This window comes from Arthrobacter sp. SAFR-044 (genome assembly GCF_059414985.1).
This window is the reverse complement of record NZ_JBPFDN010000004.1, coordinates 98,835-116,619: the sequence shown is the minus strand read 5'-3', so window position 1 is coordinate 116,619 and position 17,785 is coordinate 98,835. Positions and strand designations below refer to the sequence as shown.

Here is a 17,785-nt window from a genome sequence, read left to right as displayed (position 1 = left end):
CATTCCTTCCGCTTCGCGCGGCTAGTGCAGACCCGCATCCTGTTGGCCCGGCACGGTTCGCTGGTGAAGGGACCGGCTGCGAAAAGTCCGACGACGGCACCCGGCGCCGAGGCCGCACTCCGGATCGAGGAACTGCTCCAGGCCCTGTCCTCCCCCACATCCGGGCCCCTGCTGCCGGCCCTCGAAGCCAGCGGCGCCCGCGACGGGATCCCCGCAGCTACGATTCAGGACCTTCTCACCGCCAGAAACCTGAAGTACGTCAAAGGCATCCGCGTGCAGGCCGAAGACACCAACGGCCACGCCGGCAGCAGAGTCCTCGGCCGCGAGGAACTGATGGATCCACACAACTCGCGGCCCCGCTTCATCACCCTGCTGGACTTTGCCGCCAAGTACCCCGCCGGGCGCCTTACCGAACCGGGCGACGTCGTCTTCTGTACCAGTCCGCGTCCCGCCGCAATGGTCGACGCGGAGGGCGGCGCCGTCGTCGTCTTCCCTGCCCGGGTCCTGAGGATAGACCGCGGTGACCCCAGCGGCTTGGTGCCGGACGTCGTGGCTGCGGACATCAACGCACGGCCGCCGGCGGACAAGAACTGGCGGGCCTGGCAGCTGCGCCGGAGTCCTGACCGCCAGCGCCAGCCGCTCGCCACAGCGCTGGAAACGCTGCAACACGAGCAGGCACGCGCCCGGGAACGACTCAAACAACTGGAAGAACTCGCTACCCTGTTTACGGACGGCGTAGCGGGCGGAAGCCTCACCCTGACACACCCCAAGACCCCGCCGGACCAGAAGAAGGAACTAAGTAATGCCCCCAAAAGTGAAGATGGACCTCGCCCCGTCCACCATGAAGGAACTCAAGGACACACTCTGGAAGGCGGCGGACAAGCTCCGCGGCTCAATGGACGCGTCGCAGTACAAGGACGTAATCCTGGGGCTGGTGTTCCTGAAGTATGTGTCGGACGCTTTCGAGGAGCGGCGGGGGCAGATCCAGGCCGAGCTGGAGGCGGAGGGGCTCAACGAGGAGCAAATCGCCCAGCTGATCGACGACGTGGACGAGTACACCGGCCGCGGCGTGTTCTGGGTGTCGCCCCGGGCGCGCTGGACGTACCTGGCGGAGAACGCCAAGGGCCTGGACTCTGTGGACGGTGCGGCACCGAAGTCCATCGGACTGCTGATTGATGAAGCAATGGAGCTCATCATGACCGACAACAAGTCCCTGGCCGCCACGCTCCCCAAGATCTACAACCGGGACAACGTGGACCAGCGCCGCCTGGGCGAACTGCTGGACCTGTTCAACTCGGCCCGTTTCACCGGCCAGGGCGCCAGCAAGGCTCGCGACCTGCTGGGCGAGGTGTACGAGTACTTCCTGGAGAAGTTCGCCAAGGCTGAGGGCAAGCGCGGCGGCGAGTTCTACACCCCGGCCGGTGTGGTCCGGGTGCTGGTAGAAGTGCTGGAACCGCACCGCGGGCGCGTGTACGACCCGTGCTGCGGTTCGGGTGGCATGTTCGTCCAAGCCGAAAAGTTCCTGGCCGCGCACCATCTGGAGGGCTCCGACATCTCCGTGTACGGCCAGGAGCTTAACGAGCGCACTTGGCGGATGGCGAAGATGAACTTGGCCATCCACGGCCTCAACGCCAACCTGGCTTCCCGCTGGGGCGACACCTTCGCCCGCGACCAGCATCCGGAGCTGACCGGGAACAACGGCGCGGACTTCATCATGGCCAACCCTCCGTTCAACATCAAGGACTGGGCCCGCTCCGAGTCCGACCCCCGATGGAAGTACGGCGTCCCGCCGGGCGGCAACGCCAACTACGCGTGGATCCAGCACATCATCTCCAAGCTGGCGCCGGGCGGCAGCGCCGGCGTGGTCATGGCCAACGGCTCCATGTCCTCCAACTCCGGCGGCGAGGGCGAGATCCGCGCCCAGCTGGTGGAGGCCGATCTGGTCTCCTGCATGGTGGCACTCCCCACCCAGCTGTTCCGTAGCACTGGCATCCCGGTGTGCACTTGGTTCTTCGCGAAGGACAAGACCGCCGGCCCGCGCGGCTCGGTGGACCGCACCGGGCAGGTGCTCTTTATCGACGCCCGGAACCTGGGCTACATGGTGGACCGTGCCGAGCGTGCCCTGTCCGATGACGACATCGCCAAGATCGCAAACACCTACCACTCCTGGCGCGGCACCGCTTCGGCGGTTGAGGCAGGTCTGACGTACGACGACGAAGCGGGCTTCTGCTATTCGGCCAGCCTTGCGGAGGTCAAGGCAGCGGACTACGCGCTGACGCCCGGGCGTTACGTGGGCGCGGCTGATGCTGAGGACGACGTCGAGCCGATCGAGGAGAAGATCGCCAGGCTGTCGAAGGAACTGTTTGAGCAGTTCGAGGAGTCCGAGCGGTTGGCAGCTGTTGTGCGCGAGCAGTTGGGGAGGGTCTCGTGAGCTCCGTCAGCATCGGAGAACTCGTGGCTGCAGGTGTCCTTCAAGTAGGCGACGGATATCGCACCAAACGGGCTGAGCACGCTCACCAGGGCTACCGGATCATCCGTGTTGCCGATGTTCTGGAAGACGCTGTCACCTTCACCGGTCCGGATTTTGTGTCGGAGAACTACGCCAGGGCCATCGGAACGAAGGCAGGCAAACCGGGCGACATCCTGTTGACGACGAAGGGCACAGTTGGCCGGGTTGCAGTCTTACCCGACACAAAGGAACAAGTCGTCTACAGCCCGCAGCTGTGCTTTTTTCGGGTACTGAATGCGGAAGTAGTGGATCCACGTTTCCTGCGTTACTGGTTCAGCAGCGCAGAGTTCTGGCGGCAGGCTGGGGACCGCATGAACAATACCGACATGGCCGCCTACATCAACCTCGCCGACATCCGCTCTCTCAAGTTGACCGTTCCGGACATCCCGGAGCAGCGCTCCATCGCGGAAGTGCTCGGCGCCCTGGACAACAAAATTGCAGGAAATACCAAACTGGCGGCTGCAGCGAATGAACTCGCGGTCGCATTGGTGTCTACTTTCGAGCCATCGGTGCCTCTCGGCGAGATTGCTATTCATAAGCGAAAGTCGGTCTCGCCGAATACATTGGAAGTACCGAAGGTGGCACACTACAGCCTTCCTGCTTATGACGCAGGACAATTGCCAGAGGTCGCGTCTCCCTTCGACATCAAGAGTTCGAAGTTCCTGATCGAGAGGCCGTCCGTCCTGATTTCGAAGCTTAATCCCAGATTCCCCCGTGTGTGGAATGTCGCTGAAGTTCCCGAGGTTCCTGCGCTCTCGTCGACTGAGTTCTTGGTTCTCGAGTCCTCAATCACCACCACCACCGTTCTCTGGGCGCTACTCCGGCAAGAGGCATTCGGATTTGAACTTGAATCGAAGGTAGCGGGTACCTCGGGTAGCCATCAGCGCGTGCGGCCGGCGGACCTTCTGGCGACACACATCGCGGATCCAAGACTCATGGGCAACGAGCTGACTGACAAGGTCACGTCTCTGGGGAAGAGCGGTCTCCATTTCCGTCTGCAGAATGAGACCCTTACAGCAACACGCGATGCCCTCCTCCCCCACCTCATGTCGGGCAAGCTCCGGGTAAAGGACGCGGAGAAGGTCCTGGAGAACGCCGTGGTGTGAACGCGCAGCGCGGAGGTAGTGAGCTTCCGGGGATAGCCAACCGGCGTCTGAGTAAGCTGAACGACAAATCGATTGTGGGGGAAACACCGTGACAGCACCAGCAGTAGCCTTTTCCGAAGCGGACTGGGAGGGCGCCGCGAAGGAGCGGCTTGGCGAGCTGGACTGGAAGCCGTTGGAGGGCCAGGCAATTGCGCCCGGAACCGAAGAACGCGAGTCCTGGTCGGAGCTTCTCATCCGCCCCCGCCTCCTCGCCGCCCTTCGGCGTCTGAACCCGGACGTCCCCGCGCAGTACTTGCAGCAGGCTTTGGCGGAAATCGCCTCGCCCAAGTCGAACGATGCAATGGCCGAGAACCACCGCATCCACAACTGCCTGGTCGACGGCTACCGGCTAACCTACATCGGCTCAGACGGCAACGAAGCCAACCCGACCATTCGGCTGCTCAGCCAGTCACCGGACCAGAACGACTGGCTTGCCGTTAACCAGGTCACCCTGGTGCAGGGCGACTACAAACGGCGCTTCGACATCGTGCTCTACTGCAACGGAATGCCGGTCAGCATCATCGAACTCAAGAGGGCCGGCAGCGCCCACGCCGACCTTCCCGGCGCCCACGCCCAGCTTCAGACCTACCTCCGCGAATTCCCCATGGCGTTCCGCTTCTGCGTCTTCACGCTGGCCACCGACGGGATTCAGGCCAAGTACGGAACGCCGTTCACCCCCTTCAACCACTTCTCACCGTGGAACGTTGACGATGACGGCGACCCCGTCCCGCTGGGCTACATGGTCGACGGCGATGCCGTCACCGCCCTCGATACAGCGCTAGACGGCCTCTACAACCAGGAACGCTTCCTGCATTTAACCCGCAACTTCACCGCATTCGATGAAGGCTCCGGCGGACTGGCCAAACGCATTGCCAAACCACACCAGTACTACGCCGTCACCAAGGCTGTCGCCAGCACCATCCAGGCGGTGGAGAGCAACGGCAAGGCCGGAGTCGTCTGGCACACCCAAGGCTCCGGCAAGTCCATGGAGATGGAACTGTATGCCAATATGGTGGCCCGGCAGCCCAAGCTGAAGAACCCGACCGTTGTGGTCATCACGGACCGGAACGAGCTGGACGGCCAGCTTTTTGAGGGCTTCGACCGCAGCCTGCTGCTCGCCGAAGCGCCCAGGCAGATCAGGAAGCGGTCCGAACTGCGGGACGAGCTCAGCAACCGGACCACCGGGGGGATCTATTTCACCACGCTGCAGAAGTTCGGCCGCAGCAAGTCAGAGAAGGACGCCGGCGCGGACCATCCGTTGCTGTCCGACCGGCGAAACATCATCGTTGTGGTGGATGAGGCACACCGCTCGCACTACGACGACCTGGATGGCTACGCCAGGTATCTCCGGGACGCACTCCCCCACGCAACCCTGATCGCGTTCACTGGAACACCCATCTCCTTTGACGACCGCAATACCCAGGACGTCTTCGGCGACTACATCGATATCTACGACTTGTCGCGGGCCGTGGAAGACGGCGCCACGGTGCCCGTGTACTTCGAACCACGGCTGATCAAGGTAGGACTTTCTGAAGGCGTCACGGAAGAGGACCTGGACAAGTCCGCCGACGAACTAACCCTCGGGCTCGACGACACGGAACGTGCGCGCATCGAGGCGAGTGTCGCCGTCGTAAACGCTGTTTACGGTGCGCCGCAGCGCCTTGCCGCACTCGCCGAGGACCTGGTGGCGCACTGGGAGAACCGGCGCGAGCGGATGGGGAAGTTCATCGAGGCGCCGGGCAAGGCGATGATCGTGGGCGGGACGCGGGAGATCTGCGCGAAGCTGTACGCAGCGATTGTGGAGCTGCGCCCGGACTGGCATTCGGAGGACTTGTCGAAGGGCAAGATCAAGGTGGTGTACTCGGGCGACGCGACCGATGTGCCGCCCGTTTCACTCCACGTCCGGCGGGACTCACTGAATGCCCAGGTCAAGGAGCGGCTCAAGAACGTCGATGACGAGCTGGAACTGGTGATCGTCAAGGATATGATGCTCACCGGCTACGACTCTCCCCCGCTGCACACGCTGTACCTGGACCGGCCGCTCAAGGGCGCGCTGCTGATGCAGACTCTCGCGCGGGTGAACCGCACATTCCGCGGCAAGGAGGACGGGCTGCTGGTGGCGTACGCACCGCTGGCGGAGAACCTTGCGAAGGCGCTGAGCGAATATACGAAGGACGACCGGACGAACAAGCCGGTGGGCAAGAACATCGACGAGGCTGTGGGCCTGACGGTGTCCCTAGTGGAGTCGCTGCGTACTCTGCTGGCCGGGTACGACTGGAAGGCCGTGCTGATGAAGGGCGGACCGAAGTCGTTCCTGAGCGCTGTAACCGGGGCGGTGAGCTATCTTCGGAATCCTGCTACGCCGGGCAACCAGCCGGCGGACGGGGAAGAGTCGATTGCCGCGAAGTATAGGAAGTTCTCCAGTCAGCTGTCCCGCGCGTGGGCGTTGTGCTCGGGCTCGGAGACGCTGGCTGAGCTGCGCCCCGAGATCCAGGTGTACGAGGAGATCCGTGTCTGGATGGCGAAGTACGATGCAGCCGACCGGCAAGCGAGTGGTGAGCCAGTGCCGGAGGACATCCAACGGCTCCTGGGGAACCTGATTGCGTCCGCAACGTCCTCCGGCGAGGTGCTGGACATCTACGACGCCGCTGGCATGCCCAAGCCGTCCCTGGATGACCTGACGCCGGAGTTCATCGCCAAAACGCAGAAGGCTCGGAACCCGCAGCTGGCCATAGAGGCGCTGCGGAAACTGATTGCCGATGAGTCTGCGTCTTCCACGCGGAACAACGTGATCCGGCAGCGGGCGTTCTCGGAGCGGATCACCGAGCTGATGAAGAAGTACACAAACCAGCAGCTGACGTCTGCCGAAGTGATCGCAGAGCTGGTGGAGTTGGCGCGCGAGGTGGCCGCCGAGGGTAAGCGCGGGGAGCAGTTCACTCCCCCGCTGAATTCGGACGAGCTGGCGTTCTATGACGCCGTGGCCCAGAACGAGTCTGCGGTGGAGGTCCAGGGCGAAGGGGTTCTTGCCGACATTGCGCGAGAACTGGTTTCGGTCATGCGGCGGGACGTCCGAACCGACTGGACCGTCCGCGATGACGTCCGGGCAAAGCTGCGGTCGTCAATCAAGCGGCTCTTGGTGCGGTTCGGCTATCCGCCCGACAAGCAGCCCGAAGCTATCAAGCTAGTCATGGAGCAGATGGAGTCCATGGCGCCCCGGTTTGCCAGTAACGTATCTAACGCAGGAAATCCATGACACTAAGCACTCCATTCGACAATCGACAGCTTGACTTTCCTCATAAGCTGATACGGCTGCTCAGACTCACTTTCGACGCCGAGACTTTGAAATACATGTTCGGGCGGACAGCAGTGAATATCGAGACGTGGCAGTTGAGGGACGATAGCCTGTGCGACGCAACTTTCAAAGGCGCCACTCTTGCCACCCCGTTCTACCAAGAGACGCTCGTTTCCGGGGATGGACTGCGTTGGATTCTTCCCAACCCAGAAGAAGGCGCTTCTTTTCCTGATCCGAAAACAAAGGCTACTTTTGAACTAGGTCCAGCTTCTACGGATTTCCTCATAGCCACAGTTACTGAAATATCTGACACCTCTGAGGCCGAAAGGAATCCCCTCCTTCGTGGACAGCGAATGGCCAGAATGCGGCTGCACCAACAGTCCAAGGGTTCAATAGATATCTATGAGCTAATTCGCACGCAACTTGGAAACCCCTTGACCGTCAAAGTGATAACCGAGGTGCGACAATCTGAGACGCGACTACAAAGCCTGATTGAATCATTTGTATTTCATCTCAGCGTGAATACGGAAATCCCCATAGTCCCACAAGTCGATATATCACCGCTAACGGAGCCGAAAAGAACATCAAGATCTCAAAGGCTGGATATCGAGGAGATGGAACCACCACGCCTGATTTATGAATCTGAGCTGGTCTATCATTTCCAACTCGGATTGTCAGCAGACAGCCCGGTACTTGCATACTTATCTTTCTACCATATCCTGGAGCACTGGTTTGAAAACGTCTATTTTGACGACGCCATCGACAAGGCCAGAGAAATGATCGTTCATCCCACATTTTCTCTGAAACGTGATAGTGACATGAAGCGGTTAATCAAAGCAATGACTCTACACCGACGCCGATCAGAAGAAGTCGGGATCTCCGAGGAGGAGGCCCTTGTCCTCACTCTTCGCAAATTCGTTGACTTAGAAAGGCTCCGAGCGACGCTTTCATCAAATAATCCCGAAGTTTTGAATCACATCTGCACTTCTGTCGTCGGGTTCGCGGACGGCAAGCCTATCGACTTTGAGCATCGGGATGTAGGCGCTCCCTTCAAACAGATAGCATCTCGAATCTACAAAACTCGAAATGCCCTTGTACACAGCAAGGACTCCACCTACAAGACATTTCGGCCATTTCGCGACGATGCAACGTTGGTTCCCGAAGTCCATCTTCTGCGCGCGGTCGCGGAACAAGTGGTTGTCGCCACCGCAAAGGAACGGTGATTCACGCTCAATTTACAAACTCGTCTGCCGCTTCATGCTTGCTTTAGAGCGAACACCCGCACACCACCCTGTGGATCGCAGCGATAAGCCCGTCTAGAGGACGCACCTCTGCCGACTAGGGAGTCCTTGGCCAGGGTCTCCGAGACTGAGTTCATTCACACGGCGGTCATAGCTGGGGCCGCGTTCGTTCGGGGGACTTCGCATGCGGCTTGGTCGAGCGGGACTTCACAGTCACTGACTGTTAACGGTTCGTGGGGGAATAGGTCTGGAATGAGCGTCATGCCACCGTCCTGACGGCACTTCTCAAGAGAATAACCGATTTGTAGTTGGCGGCGTGCGGTACCCTCGGGCCCTTCGCTTGATGTTCTTAACAGTTGTGTTGTTGGTCGCGACCTTGCCAGTCGTGGCCCCGGTGACAATGAGCACCTGGATCTCTTTTCACCACCTGGGCACGGTGCGGTAGAGCCTGTTGGCTTCCGGTCTTGCGGCTGCCGTTACGAGTTCCTCGAGTACCCTCTTGCCTCCGCAGCGTCTTCCAATGACCCGGTGCGGAGCAGGGCACTGAGCTATTCCTTGACTTTCCGGACTGCCTGGAGGGTGTCGGTTGGAACTTCCAGGTGAACACTTCCTCGAGTCGGAGGGCTGCCCGGCAGCTGAGGTTGTCGCCGCCGCGCAGCAGGAGCATGCGTTGGGCCCAGGCCTTGTCGATGCTTATCAGGTGGAAGTGATCGACGGTGAAAGCAGTGCGGGGCAGCGACATCCGCAACGCTTTGCGCCACGCTGCGGAGGAATCGATTGCGACGACCTGCACGGCTAGGCGCCATTCCAGCGGGCGGGCGAACAGCCAGCCCCCGACACCTTTATGGTCACGGCCGCCGACCACACCGTGGACCTGGCCGGTGTCCAGGTCCAAGATAATTGTCATCCACGGCTCCCAGCCAGCAAGTGGGCGGGCCCGGCGCGGTTCCTGCGGCGTGGGATTCGAAGAACGAAAGCTGGTCGCACGCAGGTTCTCGCAGTACCAGCGGTACTCGGACCGGAGCACGTCCACCGGCCCGGCGGCGGGAACATCACGGAGTCGTTGAAGGCGGCACTCTTTCCGGCGGGAAGAGATGACCCCGCGGCTTGGGCAGTTGGGAGGCTGGTCGGTTTCAAAAAATGACCTGGCGGCGGCCGACATTGATGGTGGTGAAAATGACGTGGTAGTCGGGCAGGTTGAAGAGGATGCTGGCAGCGTCGGCTGCGACCCCGGTAGGCTCAATCGAGGCTCGTGGTCCTGTTCCAGTTTGACTGCTGGACGGACTCATCCCGGCAGGGCGGGCCCTTGCCTTGAACGACACGAACTTAGCTCGCCGCAAATGCCAAGTACCTACAACCGCGGGCCCCGGCAGAGACGACAGGGAGAACTGCCGCCCATCGATAGCGAGATAATCAACGGGACGGCGCTTGGGGCGGCCTGAGACCCCGAGTCAACATAAGCCGGGCAGTCTCTATGGGTACCTTCTTGATTGACAGCAAAGTCTCCCTACTGACAACCGAAGACTCACCGAATCTAGCCTCCCAGCTCGCCGAGGTACCTCTTTTCGAGTCGCTTCTCTAGAACCCGCCTGAAATAACCTGCGGTTCCCTGAATGCTCCCGCCCCACATCAAAGTTGCAAGTCCGCCCACGGTCGAGAACGCAAAACAGTAGGGGACCGCGGGCTTACCCCAGCCCGGGATGATGCCGTCAGGAAGGAAAGTAGCGGCGACGGCGTAAAGTAGCACCGCACCGCAGACCAGGAGGACCAGACGATATGCAAGCGCCGCTCGCCGTTTCGCCTTCCCTCTAGCTGCGTCACGCAGATTCTTGGCAGCGGTTTCCAGCGCTGCTAGTCGAGCTTCCAACGTCGTGGACCGGTCCTCTGCCGCTAGCTTAGCCATCTGTTCGGCTGCTAGGGACGATTCCCTGTCTCGCAGCGACTGTTCTGCATCGTCCAGAGCAGCTCGTGTCTTACTTGCTGTCTGAAAAGCCGCGTCACGTTCATGTTCTGTGGAAGAGAGAATATTTGCTTTGACCTTGTCCAGTATGTCGGCGACTGTTTCGGGCGTCACCTGATCGGGATCTCCCATGGTTCGATCCATGAGGCTACGCTGAGCTTCAGTTGAGTAGCGAAGTAGCATTAGGTCATTCTCGGACGCCTTACCCCGGCTCCCCAGTCGGTTGATTTCCTCCAGGTATCGATCCCAAACACGTCCCCCCGGTTCAAGCGCCGCGAAACAGTCAGCAAGAATCTGGCGTCGAGGCAGGCTGGGTGCAGCCTGCGGTTTCTTGAGCCAGACTAGAGTTGCGAGATGGTGATCCGTCAGCGCCGGAGGCCACCCATGATCGCCCTCTTTCACGAAGAAAGAGCGACCGACGCGAGTCAAGCCTCCGTTAGTGGTGACCAAAAGAGCCCGACAAGTTTCCAGTCGGGAACTACTGCGGCCGCCCCGGAGACGATGAATGGCGGTGAGACTGTCCAAATCATTCAAGAGCGTGTCACGGCTTGAATAGGTGATGCTGGATTCCATTGCTTCTTCTAAAGCCAGCTCATCTATCGTTAGCTCTGCAGAAGGTGCGGGTCGTTCTTGGATGGATATTCCCAGGGCAGCCACATCCTCCTCCAAACGCTGCGACAGCAACAGAATGTCACTTGCGCTCAGTCCTTCGCTGGCGAAAAAAGCATCAGTTGCTCTCCGATGTGCGCCGTTAAATCCTCCGTGCATTGCTTTTCCAGCGGACCTGTCGAGGATCCCCCTAACCTCGCTAACACTGTGCTCGAAGCAAGCGAGTTCAGCCCCGGCAGATCGAGACAGGGCCAAGAGGTCTTTTGCAGCAGCTTTCGCCTCGTCTCCCTCATACCCCAGAGCCTTCAACAGGACAGGGGCATCGAGATACAAGCTCGTGCGGTCGAAGCGCCTGCCGAGTTCGCTGTTATTAGGGAGGTAGAGGGAAACTGCGAGCATGCTCCCCTTCACGACAGTCTCCAAGTGGTCGAAAGATGCCGGCATGCTGCTCACCACATCACTGATGAACGAGTTAACAACATATTCGGTGTCGGGGCTGGAACGGGGGGCAGATCGGGCATCATACGGCGCCCCGTTCATGACCGAACCGAGAATAGGGACAGAATGTTCCTCTATGTGATTTAGGAGGGCATCCTCCGCGTCCTCGATGCTTAGAGTGCGTTGGAACCGATCCGCCGAATACTTAACGAGTTCACTTACTAGTGCCGACTGCTTTCGCAAATAGTCGGCTTTCTGGCGACCCAAGTCCCGAAGGTCGGCGAGCTTCGTAGGATCAGCAATGAAGCTGCCGTTTTCACGCCTTCCATAGTTTTTATGGACAGCTCGACGGCTCAGAGTAGCGAGAACACCCTCGGGTATGTCGATTCCAAATCGCTCCCTGATGTGAACTTTGGCAGCAGGAGTCGACATTGGTCCTTCAGAGCTTTTTACTGCATCTAGGAAGAAGGGGAGAAAATTGTCGACATAGCTTTCCTGAGAGTAATCCCAGTTAGCCTTGATTATGGCTAGGCTAGCAAGCAAGGCGTTGCTGGTTGTCATCGTGGCAGTCACTTCACAGCCACGTCGCAAGTGGCGAAACTTCCCCGGTATCGGCGCATGTCTTTTCCAGCCTTATTTGAACAGTGACGGATAAGCAAACCGGCGAGACCTGGCGGCCCAGCCCCCAAATAGTCGCCGCGCTCACGATGATGTGGCGCTTATAGACCCAACCACCCAGCATTTTTCTTGTTAAATATCAGCCGGTCGAGTCTTCAACTGGGTCGCCCTCTCACAGTGCCGACTGGTCTGTATCTCGACCGCCAGTTTGGCCTGTCTTCGCGAGATTTCCACGCCAATTTCCCCCTGTTGGTCCAACCGCCAGCTAGCTACCGACCTTACACAAGGACTTAGAAGTCCCAGTCGTCGTCCTCAGTGTTAACGGCCTTGCCGATCACATAGGAAGAGCCGGACCCGCTGAAGAAGTCATGGTTCTCGTCAGCGTTCGGGGACAGCGCCGAGAGGATGGCCGGGTTCACGTCCGTGACCGAGGACGGGAACATTGCCTCGTAGCCCAGGTTCATCAGCGCCTTGTTAGCGTTGTAATGCAGGAACTTCTTGACGTCCTCGGCCAGGCCAACGGAGTCGTACAGATCGTGCGTGTACTGGACTTCGTTTTCGTACAGCTCGAAGAGCAACTCGAAAGTGTAGTCCTTGATCTCCTGCTTGCGTTCCTCGGACAGGCCTTCGAGGCCCTTCTGGAACTTGTAGCCGATGTAATAGCCGTGCACTGCCTCATCACGGATGATCAAGCGGATCAGGTCGGCCGTGTTCGTCAGCTTCGCGCGTGAGGACCAGTACATGGGCAGGTAGAAGCCCGAGTAGAACAGGAAGCTCTCCAGCAGCGTGGAAGCCACCTTGCGCTTCAGCGGGTCGTCGCCCTGGTAGTAGTCCATAACGATCTGCGCCTTCTTCTGAAGGTTCGCGTTCTCGGTGGACCAGCGGAACGCCTCGTCGATCTCCTTGGTGGAGGCCAGCGTGGAGAAGATAGAGGAGTAGCTCTTGGCGTGCACCGACTCCATAAACGCGATGTTCGTGTAGACGGCTTCCTCGTGCGGCGTCAGCGCATCCGGGATCAGCGAGACTGCACCAACGGTGCCCTGGATGGTGTCCAGCAGGGTCAGGCCGGTGAAGACGCGCATGGTGAGCTGCTGCTCGTCGTGGGTGAGCGTGTTCCACGACTGGACGTCGTTGGACAGCGGCACCTTCTCCGGCAGCCAGAAGTTGTTGACCAGGCGGTTCCAGACCTCAACGTCCTTCTCGTCCTGGATGCGGTTCCAGTTGATCGCCTCAACATGGCTGAGAAGCTTTACTTTTTCGGTCATGACTCCGACTCACTTTCTGAAGAGAGGCTTGGTTTGGCTGAGTCCTCGACGCAATACTTGCAGTCGGCTTTCTCAATGCCTTTGTTGGTGTGATGTCTCGTGTGGGCGTTTCTCTGGCTGGAAGGCATTGGGCGGCCCTTCCTTACTGCTGACATTTTCGCACGGGTTTCAGCGCTTGCCTTCTTGCCGAAGTTGGGATTCCCGGCGCCTTTCTTTGCCTCCGAAAGCGCGTTGCGTGTCTCTTCGCTGACCGTATGCCCGAAACCGGGATGCTCTGGACCAAACTTTCCGAAGTTCGGGTTCTCGGCCCCCGAGTAGGTACCCTTGCGCTCTCGTGACCACTTTTCCCGCTGCTCAGCAGTGTGGTTCTTCCCGTAGAAGGGTGCGCCTGGCCCGTACTCCCTTTGTATCTTGCGGCCGGTGGAACGAACGCGAGCAGCCTCCCGCATCTCGTCCGTCCACACAACACCTGTCGGACCAAGCCCACCGTCCGAAAGGTTCAGGAGCCTGTCGCCTTCGCGACGCAGGTAGCTGATCCAATCCATCTCGGCCTGGCCCAGTTCGGGTAGGCCTTCAATCCAATCCAGCTCATCCGCAATCAATTCGGAGCGATCATGCTTCCGCAGCCAGTCGTAAAACGGCGTCTTCCGTCCCTCCGCGGCCACGCGGAGGTGCTGATGGAAACGACGACTGGCCGTCTTGGTGGTGATGCCGACATAGCGGTACTCGACCTCCCGCCGAAGCCGGATGCCGTAGACCAAGCCGCCCGTCGCCGTCGTCGTTTCCATCATTCATCCCCTAATGAATTTTGATCAACCTATTTGAGTTGTCATAGCGCACATGAAACACAACCCTCCACCTCCGTCCCTTCCAGCGCGAGCTGGCGGAGACGGATGTAGTAGATGGTCTTGATGCCCTTTTTCCAGGCGTAGATCTGGGCCTTGTTGATGTCCCGCGTGGTGGCGGTGTCCTTGAAGAACAGCGTCAGGGACAGGCCCTGGTCCACGTGCTGAGTGGCGGCAGCGTAGGTGTCGATGACCTTCTCGTAGCCGATCTCGTACGCGTCCTGGTAGTACTCCAGGTTGTCGTTGGTCAGGTACGGCGCCGGGTAGTAGACGCGGCCCAGCTTGCCTTCCTTGCGGATCTCGATCTTGGATGCCACCGGGTGGATCGAGGAGGTGGAGTTGTTGATGTAGGAGATCGAGCCGGTGGGCGGCACGGCCTGCAGGTTCTGGTTGTAGATGCCGTGCTCCATGACCGAAGCCTTCAGCGCCAGCCAGTCAGCCTGCGTAGGGATGTGGACGTTCTTGAACAGCTCGCGGACCTTCTCGGTCTGCGGCACCCACTCCTGCTCCGTGTACTTGTCGAAGAACTCGCCCGACGCGTACTTGGACTTCTCAAAGCCGCCGAACGTTTGGCCGGTCTCGATGGCCAGCATGTTGGAGGCACGGACCGCGTGGTACACCACCGAGTAGAAGTAGATGTTGGTGAAGTCCAGGCCCTCTTCGGAGCCGTAGTGGACGCGCTCACGCGCCAGGTAGCCGTGCAGGTTCATCTGGCCCAGGCCGATGGCGTGGCTCTGGTCGTTGCCCTTGGCGATGGACGGCACCGAGGTGATGTTGGACATGTCCGAGACAGCCGAGAGCGAGCGGATGGCCGTCTCGATGGTCAGGCCGAAGTCCGGCGAATCCATGGTCTTGGCAATGTTCAGCGAACCCAGGTTGCAGGAGATGTCCTTGCCGGTGTCGGCGTAGGAGAGGTCATCGTTGTACGTGGTGGGCTGCGAGACCTGGAGGATTTCGGAGCACAGGTTGGACATGATGATCTTGCCGTCGATCGGGTTGGCCCGGTTCACGGTGTCCTCGAACATGATGTACGGGTAACCGGATTCGAACTGGATCTCGGCGAGGGTCTGGAAGAACTCGCGCGCCTTGATCTTGGTCTTCTTGATCCGGGAATCGTCCACCATCTCGTAGTACTTCTCGGTGACCGAGACGTCGGAGAAGGGCATGCCGTAGACGCGTTCAACGTCGTAGGGCGAGAACAGGTACATGTCCTCGTCCTTCTTGGCCAGCTCGAAGGTGATGTCCGGGATCACAACGCCCAGGGAGAGGGTCTTGATGCGGATCTTCTCGTCCGCGTTCTCCCGCTTCGTGTCCAGGAAACGGTAGATGTCCGGGTGGTGCGCGTGCAGGTACACGGCGCCGGCACCCTGGCGGGCACCGAGCTGGTTGGCGTAGGAGAAGCTGTCTTCGAGGAGCTTCATCACGGGGATGACGCCGGAGGACTGGTTCTCAATCTGCTTGATCGGTGCGCCCACCTCGCGGATGTTGGTCAGCGCGAAGGCCACGCCGCCGCCGCGCTTGGACAGCTGCAGGGCGGAGTTGATGGAGCGTCCGATCGACTCCATGTTGTCCTCGATGCGGAGCAGGAAGCAGGAGACCAGCTCGCCTCGCTGCTTCTTGCCCGCGTTCAGGAACGTGGGGGTGGCCGGCTGGAAGCGGCCGTCAATGATCTCATCCACCATCTGCAGGGCAAGCTGCTCGTTGCCGCGGGCCAGGTGCAGGGCAACCATGCACACGCGGTCCTCGTAGCGTTCCAGGAAACGCTTGCCGTCGAACGTCTTCAGTGTGTAGGACGTGTAGAACTTGAAGGCGCCCAGGAAGGTCTCGAAGCGGAACTTCTTCTTGTACGCACGGTTGAACAGGTCACGGATGAAGTTCATCGTGTACTGGTCCAGCGTTTCGCGCTCGTAGTAGTCGTTCTTGACCAGGTATTCGAGCTTCTCTTCCAGGTCGTGGAAGAACACGGTGTTGTTGTTCACGTGCTGCAGGAAGTACTGGTGGGCAGCCTCGCGGTCGGCGCCGAATTGGATTTCCCCGTTGGGACCATAGAGGTTAAGCATGGCGTTCAGCTCGTGATAGCCCAGCCCCTTGTAGGCGGCGGGCATCTCAGGCTTTTGGGACCTGGTTACTTCTGTGTCTGCGACAGTCGTGTCCAAAACGTGTCCAATCCTTGGTTGACCCGGGTAACGTCTTCCGGCGTTCCCATAAGTTCGAATCGATAGAGGTGGGGTACCTGGCATTTGGCGGCGATGATGTCCGCGGCCATGCAGTAGTTGTCCCCGAAGTTTGTGTTGCCGGCGCCGATGACGCCGCGGAGCAGTTGCCTGTTCTGCGGGTTGTTCAGGAACCGGATAACCTGCTTGGGAACGGACCCCTCTCCCCCGGTGCCGCCGTAAGTGGGCACCACCAGCACGAACGGCCGGGTGGCGAGGAGGGGTGCGTCCTTTGCATGCAACGGGATCCGGGCCACCTCACGGCCAAGCTTCGCGACGAAGCGGCTGGTGTTCTCGGATGCCGAGGAAAAATAGATGAGCGGGCTGTCCGTGACAACCTGCTCCGGCTGGTGGTGCGAAGCGGCCGGCGGGGACACCTCCACGCGCTGAGCCGCGTGGTGTTGCGAAGCGCTTCGCGGTGCTGTTGGTGCTGCCATGGGAGTCACCTCAGCTGGTTGATGGGTGCCGGCAGGAAAAGCGGAACTCCTAGGCCACGGAGGAAACGGCCGACAGCGCGAGTTCCTCGATCTTGTCGGGGCGGAAACCTGACCAGTGGTCCTGGTCGGTGACCACAACGGGAGCCTGCATGTAGCCCAGTGCCTTCAGGCGCTCGAGTGCCTCGGCGTCCTGGGAGATGTCAACGCTCTGGTAGGTGATGCCCTTCTTGTCGAGCGCGCGGTAAGTGGCGTTGCACTGAACACAAGCAGGCTTCGTGTAAACCGTTACGGTCATTGTCCCTGTCCCCTTAGTTGAACTCTTTGCTGGTTCGGTGTCCCCGTCCAGCTGTATGTAGATACTACATGTAGTGCAGACGCCTCTTTGGAACCCCAAGATGATGTATTACAAGTATGTCATTTAATGCACGGTTAATCCACAGGAAGGGGCCGGAAAAATGCCCGGGATCCCGGGATTTTTGCGGGCTGCGTCCACACCCTGTGGAGTACTTAGCCACATTTAAAGCACCGCGTGTCGCGCTGCTGCGGCGTGTCGCCGCCGGTTTCGCGGTGACAGGAAAGGGTCCGTGACCACTACATGTAGTGGTCACGGACCCTTGGGACCTACAGCAACCGGCGGGAAGCTGCACCGGCAACCCAGCCTTCTAAGGTTTGGCGGGATTCAGCCGGGCGATGGCAGTGGACAGCACAGTGGCGAAGCCGCACCACGCTGCGTACGGAGCCAGCGACACCCCGGCAACCCGGTTCAGCCGGTACGTCCGCCGCACCAAGTCTGCGCTGCTGGCGGCCAGGACTGCCGCCTCTGCAGCGGCCAGCCACGGCCTGCGCGAGCGCCAGAAGAACCAGCTCCACGAAGCATTGAGGACAAGGTTGGCGGCCAGCGCGCCCCGATAGGAACGCAGTTCCCGGTGGTGGTCCTTCCTGACCGGACCGGGACTGTCAGCGGCACGCTCATGCTCCGCCGCGCTGCCGAGTGCGGCGGCAGACGCCACGGCAAGGTCCGCGTACAGGGCCGTCCACACCACGGGAAAGGCAATCGCGGGCGGCTGCCATGCCGGCTTGCGCAGCTTCAGGTACCAGCTGCTCCGGGGATCCGTCGCAACACCGCCCGCCGCTGCGGTGGCCACCGTCGCCGCCGTCGTCCATGCCAGTGTCTTCAGTTTCATGCTTCCTCCTGTTCCACGCCTGGATACAC

General features: G+C 60.2%; 12 protein-coding genes. 4 read left to right on the top strand and 8 right to left on the bottom strand.

The annotated features are described in order from the left end of the window. Positions 1–802 precede the first annotated feature (802 nt). The 4 genes from ACR65J_RS07870 (at position 803) to ACR65J_RS07855 (ending at position 8,169) form a co-directional block, all read left to right on the top strand. Positions 803–2,431, top strand: coding sequence for a class I SAM-dependent DNA methyltransferase (locus ACR65J_RS07870; RefSeq protein ID WP_440167577.1), 1,629 nt, complete (start codon positions 803–805; stop codon positions 2,429–2,431). Then, entirely contained in the window at positions 2,428–3,615 is a 1,188-nt protein-coding gene (locus tag ACR65J_RS07865; RefSeq protein WP_440167575.1) for a restriction endonuclease subunit S, read from the top strand. Before ACR65J_RS07870 ends, ACR65J_RS07865 begins: the two co-directional genes overlap by 4 nt. 88 nt (positions 3,616–3,703) lie before the next feature. Further along, positions 3,704–6,907, top strand: coding sequence for a type I restriction endonuclease subunit R (locus tag ACR65J_RS07860; protein WP_440167573.1), 3,204 nt, complete (start codon positions 3,704–3,706; stop codon positions 6,905–6,907). After that, positions 6,904–8,169, top strand: coding sequence for a hypothetical protein (locus tag ACR65J_RS07855; protein ID WP_440167571.1), 1,266 nt, complete (start codon positions 6,904–6,906; stop codon positions 8,167–8,169). Before ACR65J_RS07860 ends, ACR65J_RS07855 begins: the two co-directional genes overlap by 4 nt. A gap of 367 nt (positions 8,170–8,536) precedes the next feature. Here ACR65J_RS07855 and ACR65J_RS07850 read toward each other — a convergent pair whose 3' ends face one another. From ACR65J_RS07850 to ACR65J_RS07815, 8 genes are all read right to left on the bottom strand, one after another. After that, a complete protein-coding gene (locus ACR65J_RS07850; RefSeq protein ID WP_440167568.1) occupies positions 8,537–9,094 on the bottom strand; it encodes a transposase in 558 nt (185 codons plus the stop codon). A gap of 627 nt (positions 9,095–9,721) precedes the next feature. Next, positions 9,722–11,755: a hypothetical protein gene (locus ACR65J_RS07845; protein ID WP_440167567.1), complete on the bottom strand. Its 2,034-nt coding sequence runs from the start codon at positions 11,753–11,755 to the stop codon at positions 9,722–9,724. Positions 11,756–12,102: 347 nt separating this feature from the next. Further along, positions 12,103–13,077: a class 1b ribonucleoside-diphosphate reductase subunit beta gene (nrdF, locus tag ACR65J_RS07840; RefSeq protein WP_440167566.1), complete on the bottom strand. Its 975-nt coding sequence runs from the start codon at positions 13,075–13,077 to the stop codon at positions 12,103–12,105. Then, complete coding sequence (locus ACR65J_RS07835; RefSeq protein WP_440167564.1) at positions 13,074–13,868, bottom strand: NUMOD3 domain-containing DNA-binding protein; 795 nt, start codon at positions 13,866–13,868, stop codon at positions 13,074–13,076. The genes nrdF and ACR65J_RS07835 overlap by 4 nt, the downstream gene beginning before the upstream one ends. Positions 13,869–13,906: 38 nt before the next feature. Further along, the gene (gene nrdE, locus ACR65J_RS07830; protein ID WP_440168004.1) at positions 13,907–16,027 is read right to left on the bottom strand and encodes a class 1b ribonucleoside-diphosphate reductase subunit alpha; all 2,121 of its coding nucleotides are present in this window, start codon (positions 16,025–16,027) and stop codon (positions 13,907–13,909) included. Positions 16,028–16,047: 20 nt separating this feature from the next. Continuing rightward, positions 16,048–16,518: a class Ib ribonucleoside-diphosphate reductase assembly flavoprotein NrdI gene (gene nrdI, locus ACR65J_RS07825; RefSeq protein WP_440168002.1), complete on the bottom strand. Its 471-nt coding sequence runs from the start codon at positions 16,516–16,518 to the stop codon at positions 16,048–16,050. A 103-nt stretch (positions 16,519–16,621) separates the two neighbouring features. Then, positions 16,622–16,867, bottom strand: coding sequence for a glutaredoxin-like protein NrdH (nrdH, locus tag ACR65J_RS07820; protein ID WP_013601222.1), 246 nt, complete (start codon positions 16,865–16,867; stop codon positions 16,622–16,624). Positions 16,868–17,234: 367 nt separating this feature from the next. Further along, complete coding sequence (locus ACR65J_RS07815) at positions 17,235–17,756, bottom strand: TspO/MBR family protein (protein WP_440167563.1); 522 nt, start codon at positions 17,754–17,756, stop codon at positions 17,235–17,237. Positions 17,757–17,785: the final 29 nt, after the last annotated feature.

Excerpts from the sequence above, each read along its gene's own strand:
- ACR65J_RS07870 (WP_440167577.1), top strand. The coding sequence starts at position 803 with ATGCCCCCAAAAGTGAAGATGGACCTCGCCCCGTCCACCATGAAGGAA.
- ACR65J_RS07855 (WP_440167571.1), top strand. The coding sequence starts at position 6,904 with ATGACACTAAGCACTCCATTCGACAATCGACAGCTTGACTTTCCTCAT.
- ACR65J_RS07850 (WP_440167568.1), bottom strand. The coding sequence starts at position 9,094 with ATGACAATTATCTTGGACCTGGACACCGGCCAGGTCCACGGTGTGGTC.
- ACR65J_RS07845 (WP_440167567.1), bottom strand. The coding sequence starts at position 11,755 with ATGACAACCAGCAACGCCTTGCTTGCTAGCCTAGCCATAATCAAGGCT.
- nrdF (WP_440167566.1), bottom strand. The coding sequence starts at position 13,077 with ATGACCGAAAAAGTAAAGCTTCTCAGCCATGTTGAGGCGATCAACTGG.
- ACR65J_RS07835 (WP_440167564.1), bottom strand. The coding sequence starts at position 13,868 with ATGATGGAAACGACGACGGCGACGGGCGGCTTGGTCTACGGCATCCGG.
- nrdE (WP_440168004.1), bottom strand. The coding sequence starts at position 16,027 with ATGCCCGCCGCCTACAAGGGGCTGGGCTATCACGAGCTGAACGCCATG.
- nrdH (WP_013601222.1), bottom strand. The coding sequence starts at position 16,867 with ATGACCGTAACGGTTTACACGAAGCCTGCTTGTGTTCAGTGCAACGCC.
- ACR65J_RS07815 (WP_440167563.1), bottom strand. The coding sequence starts at position 17,756 with ATGAAACTGAAGACACTGGCATGGACGACGGCGGCGACGGTGGCCACC.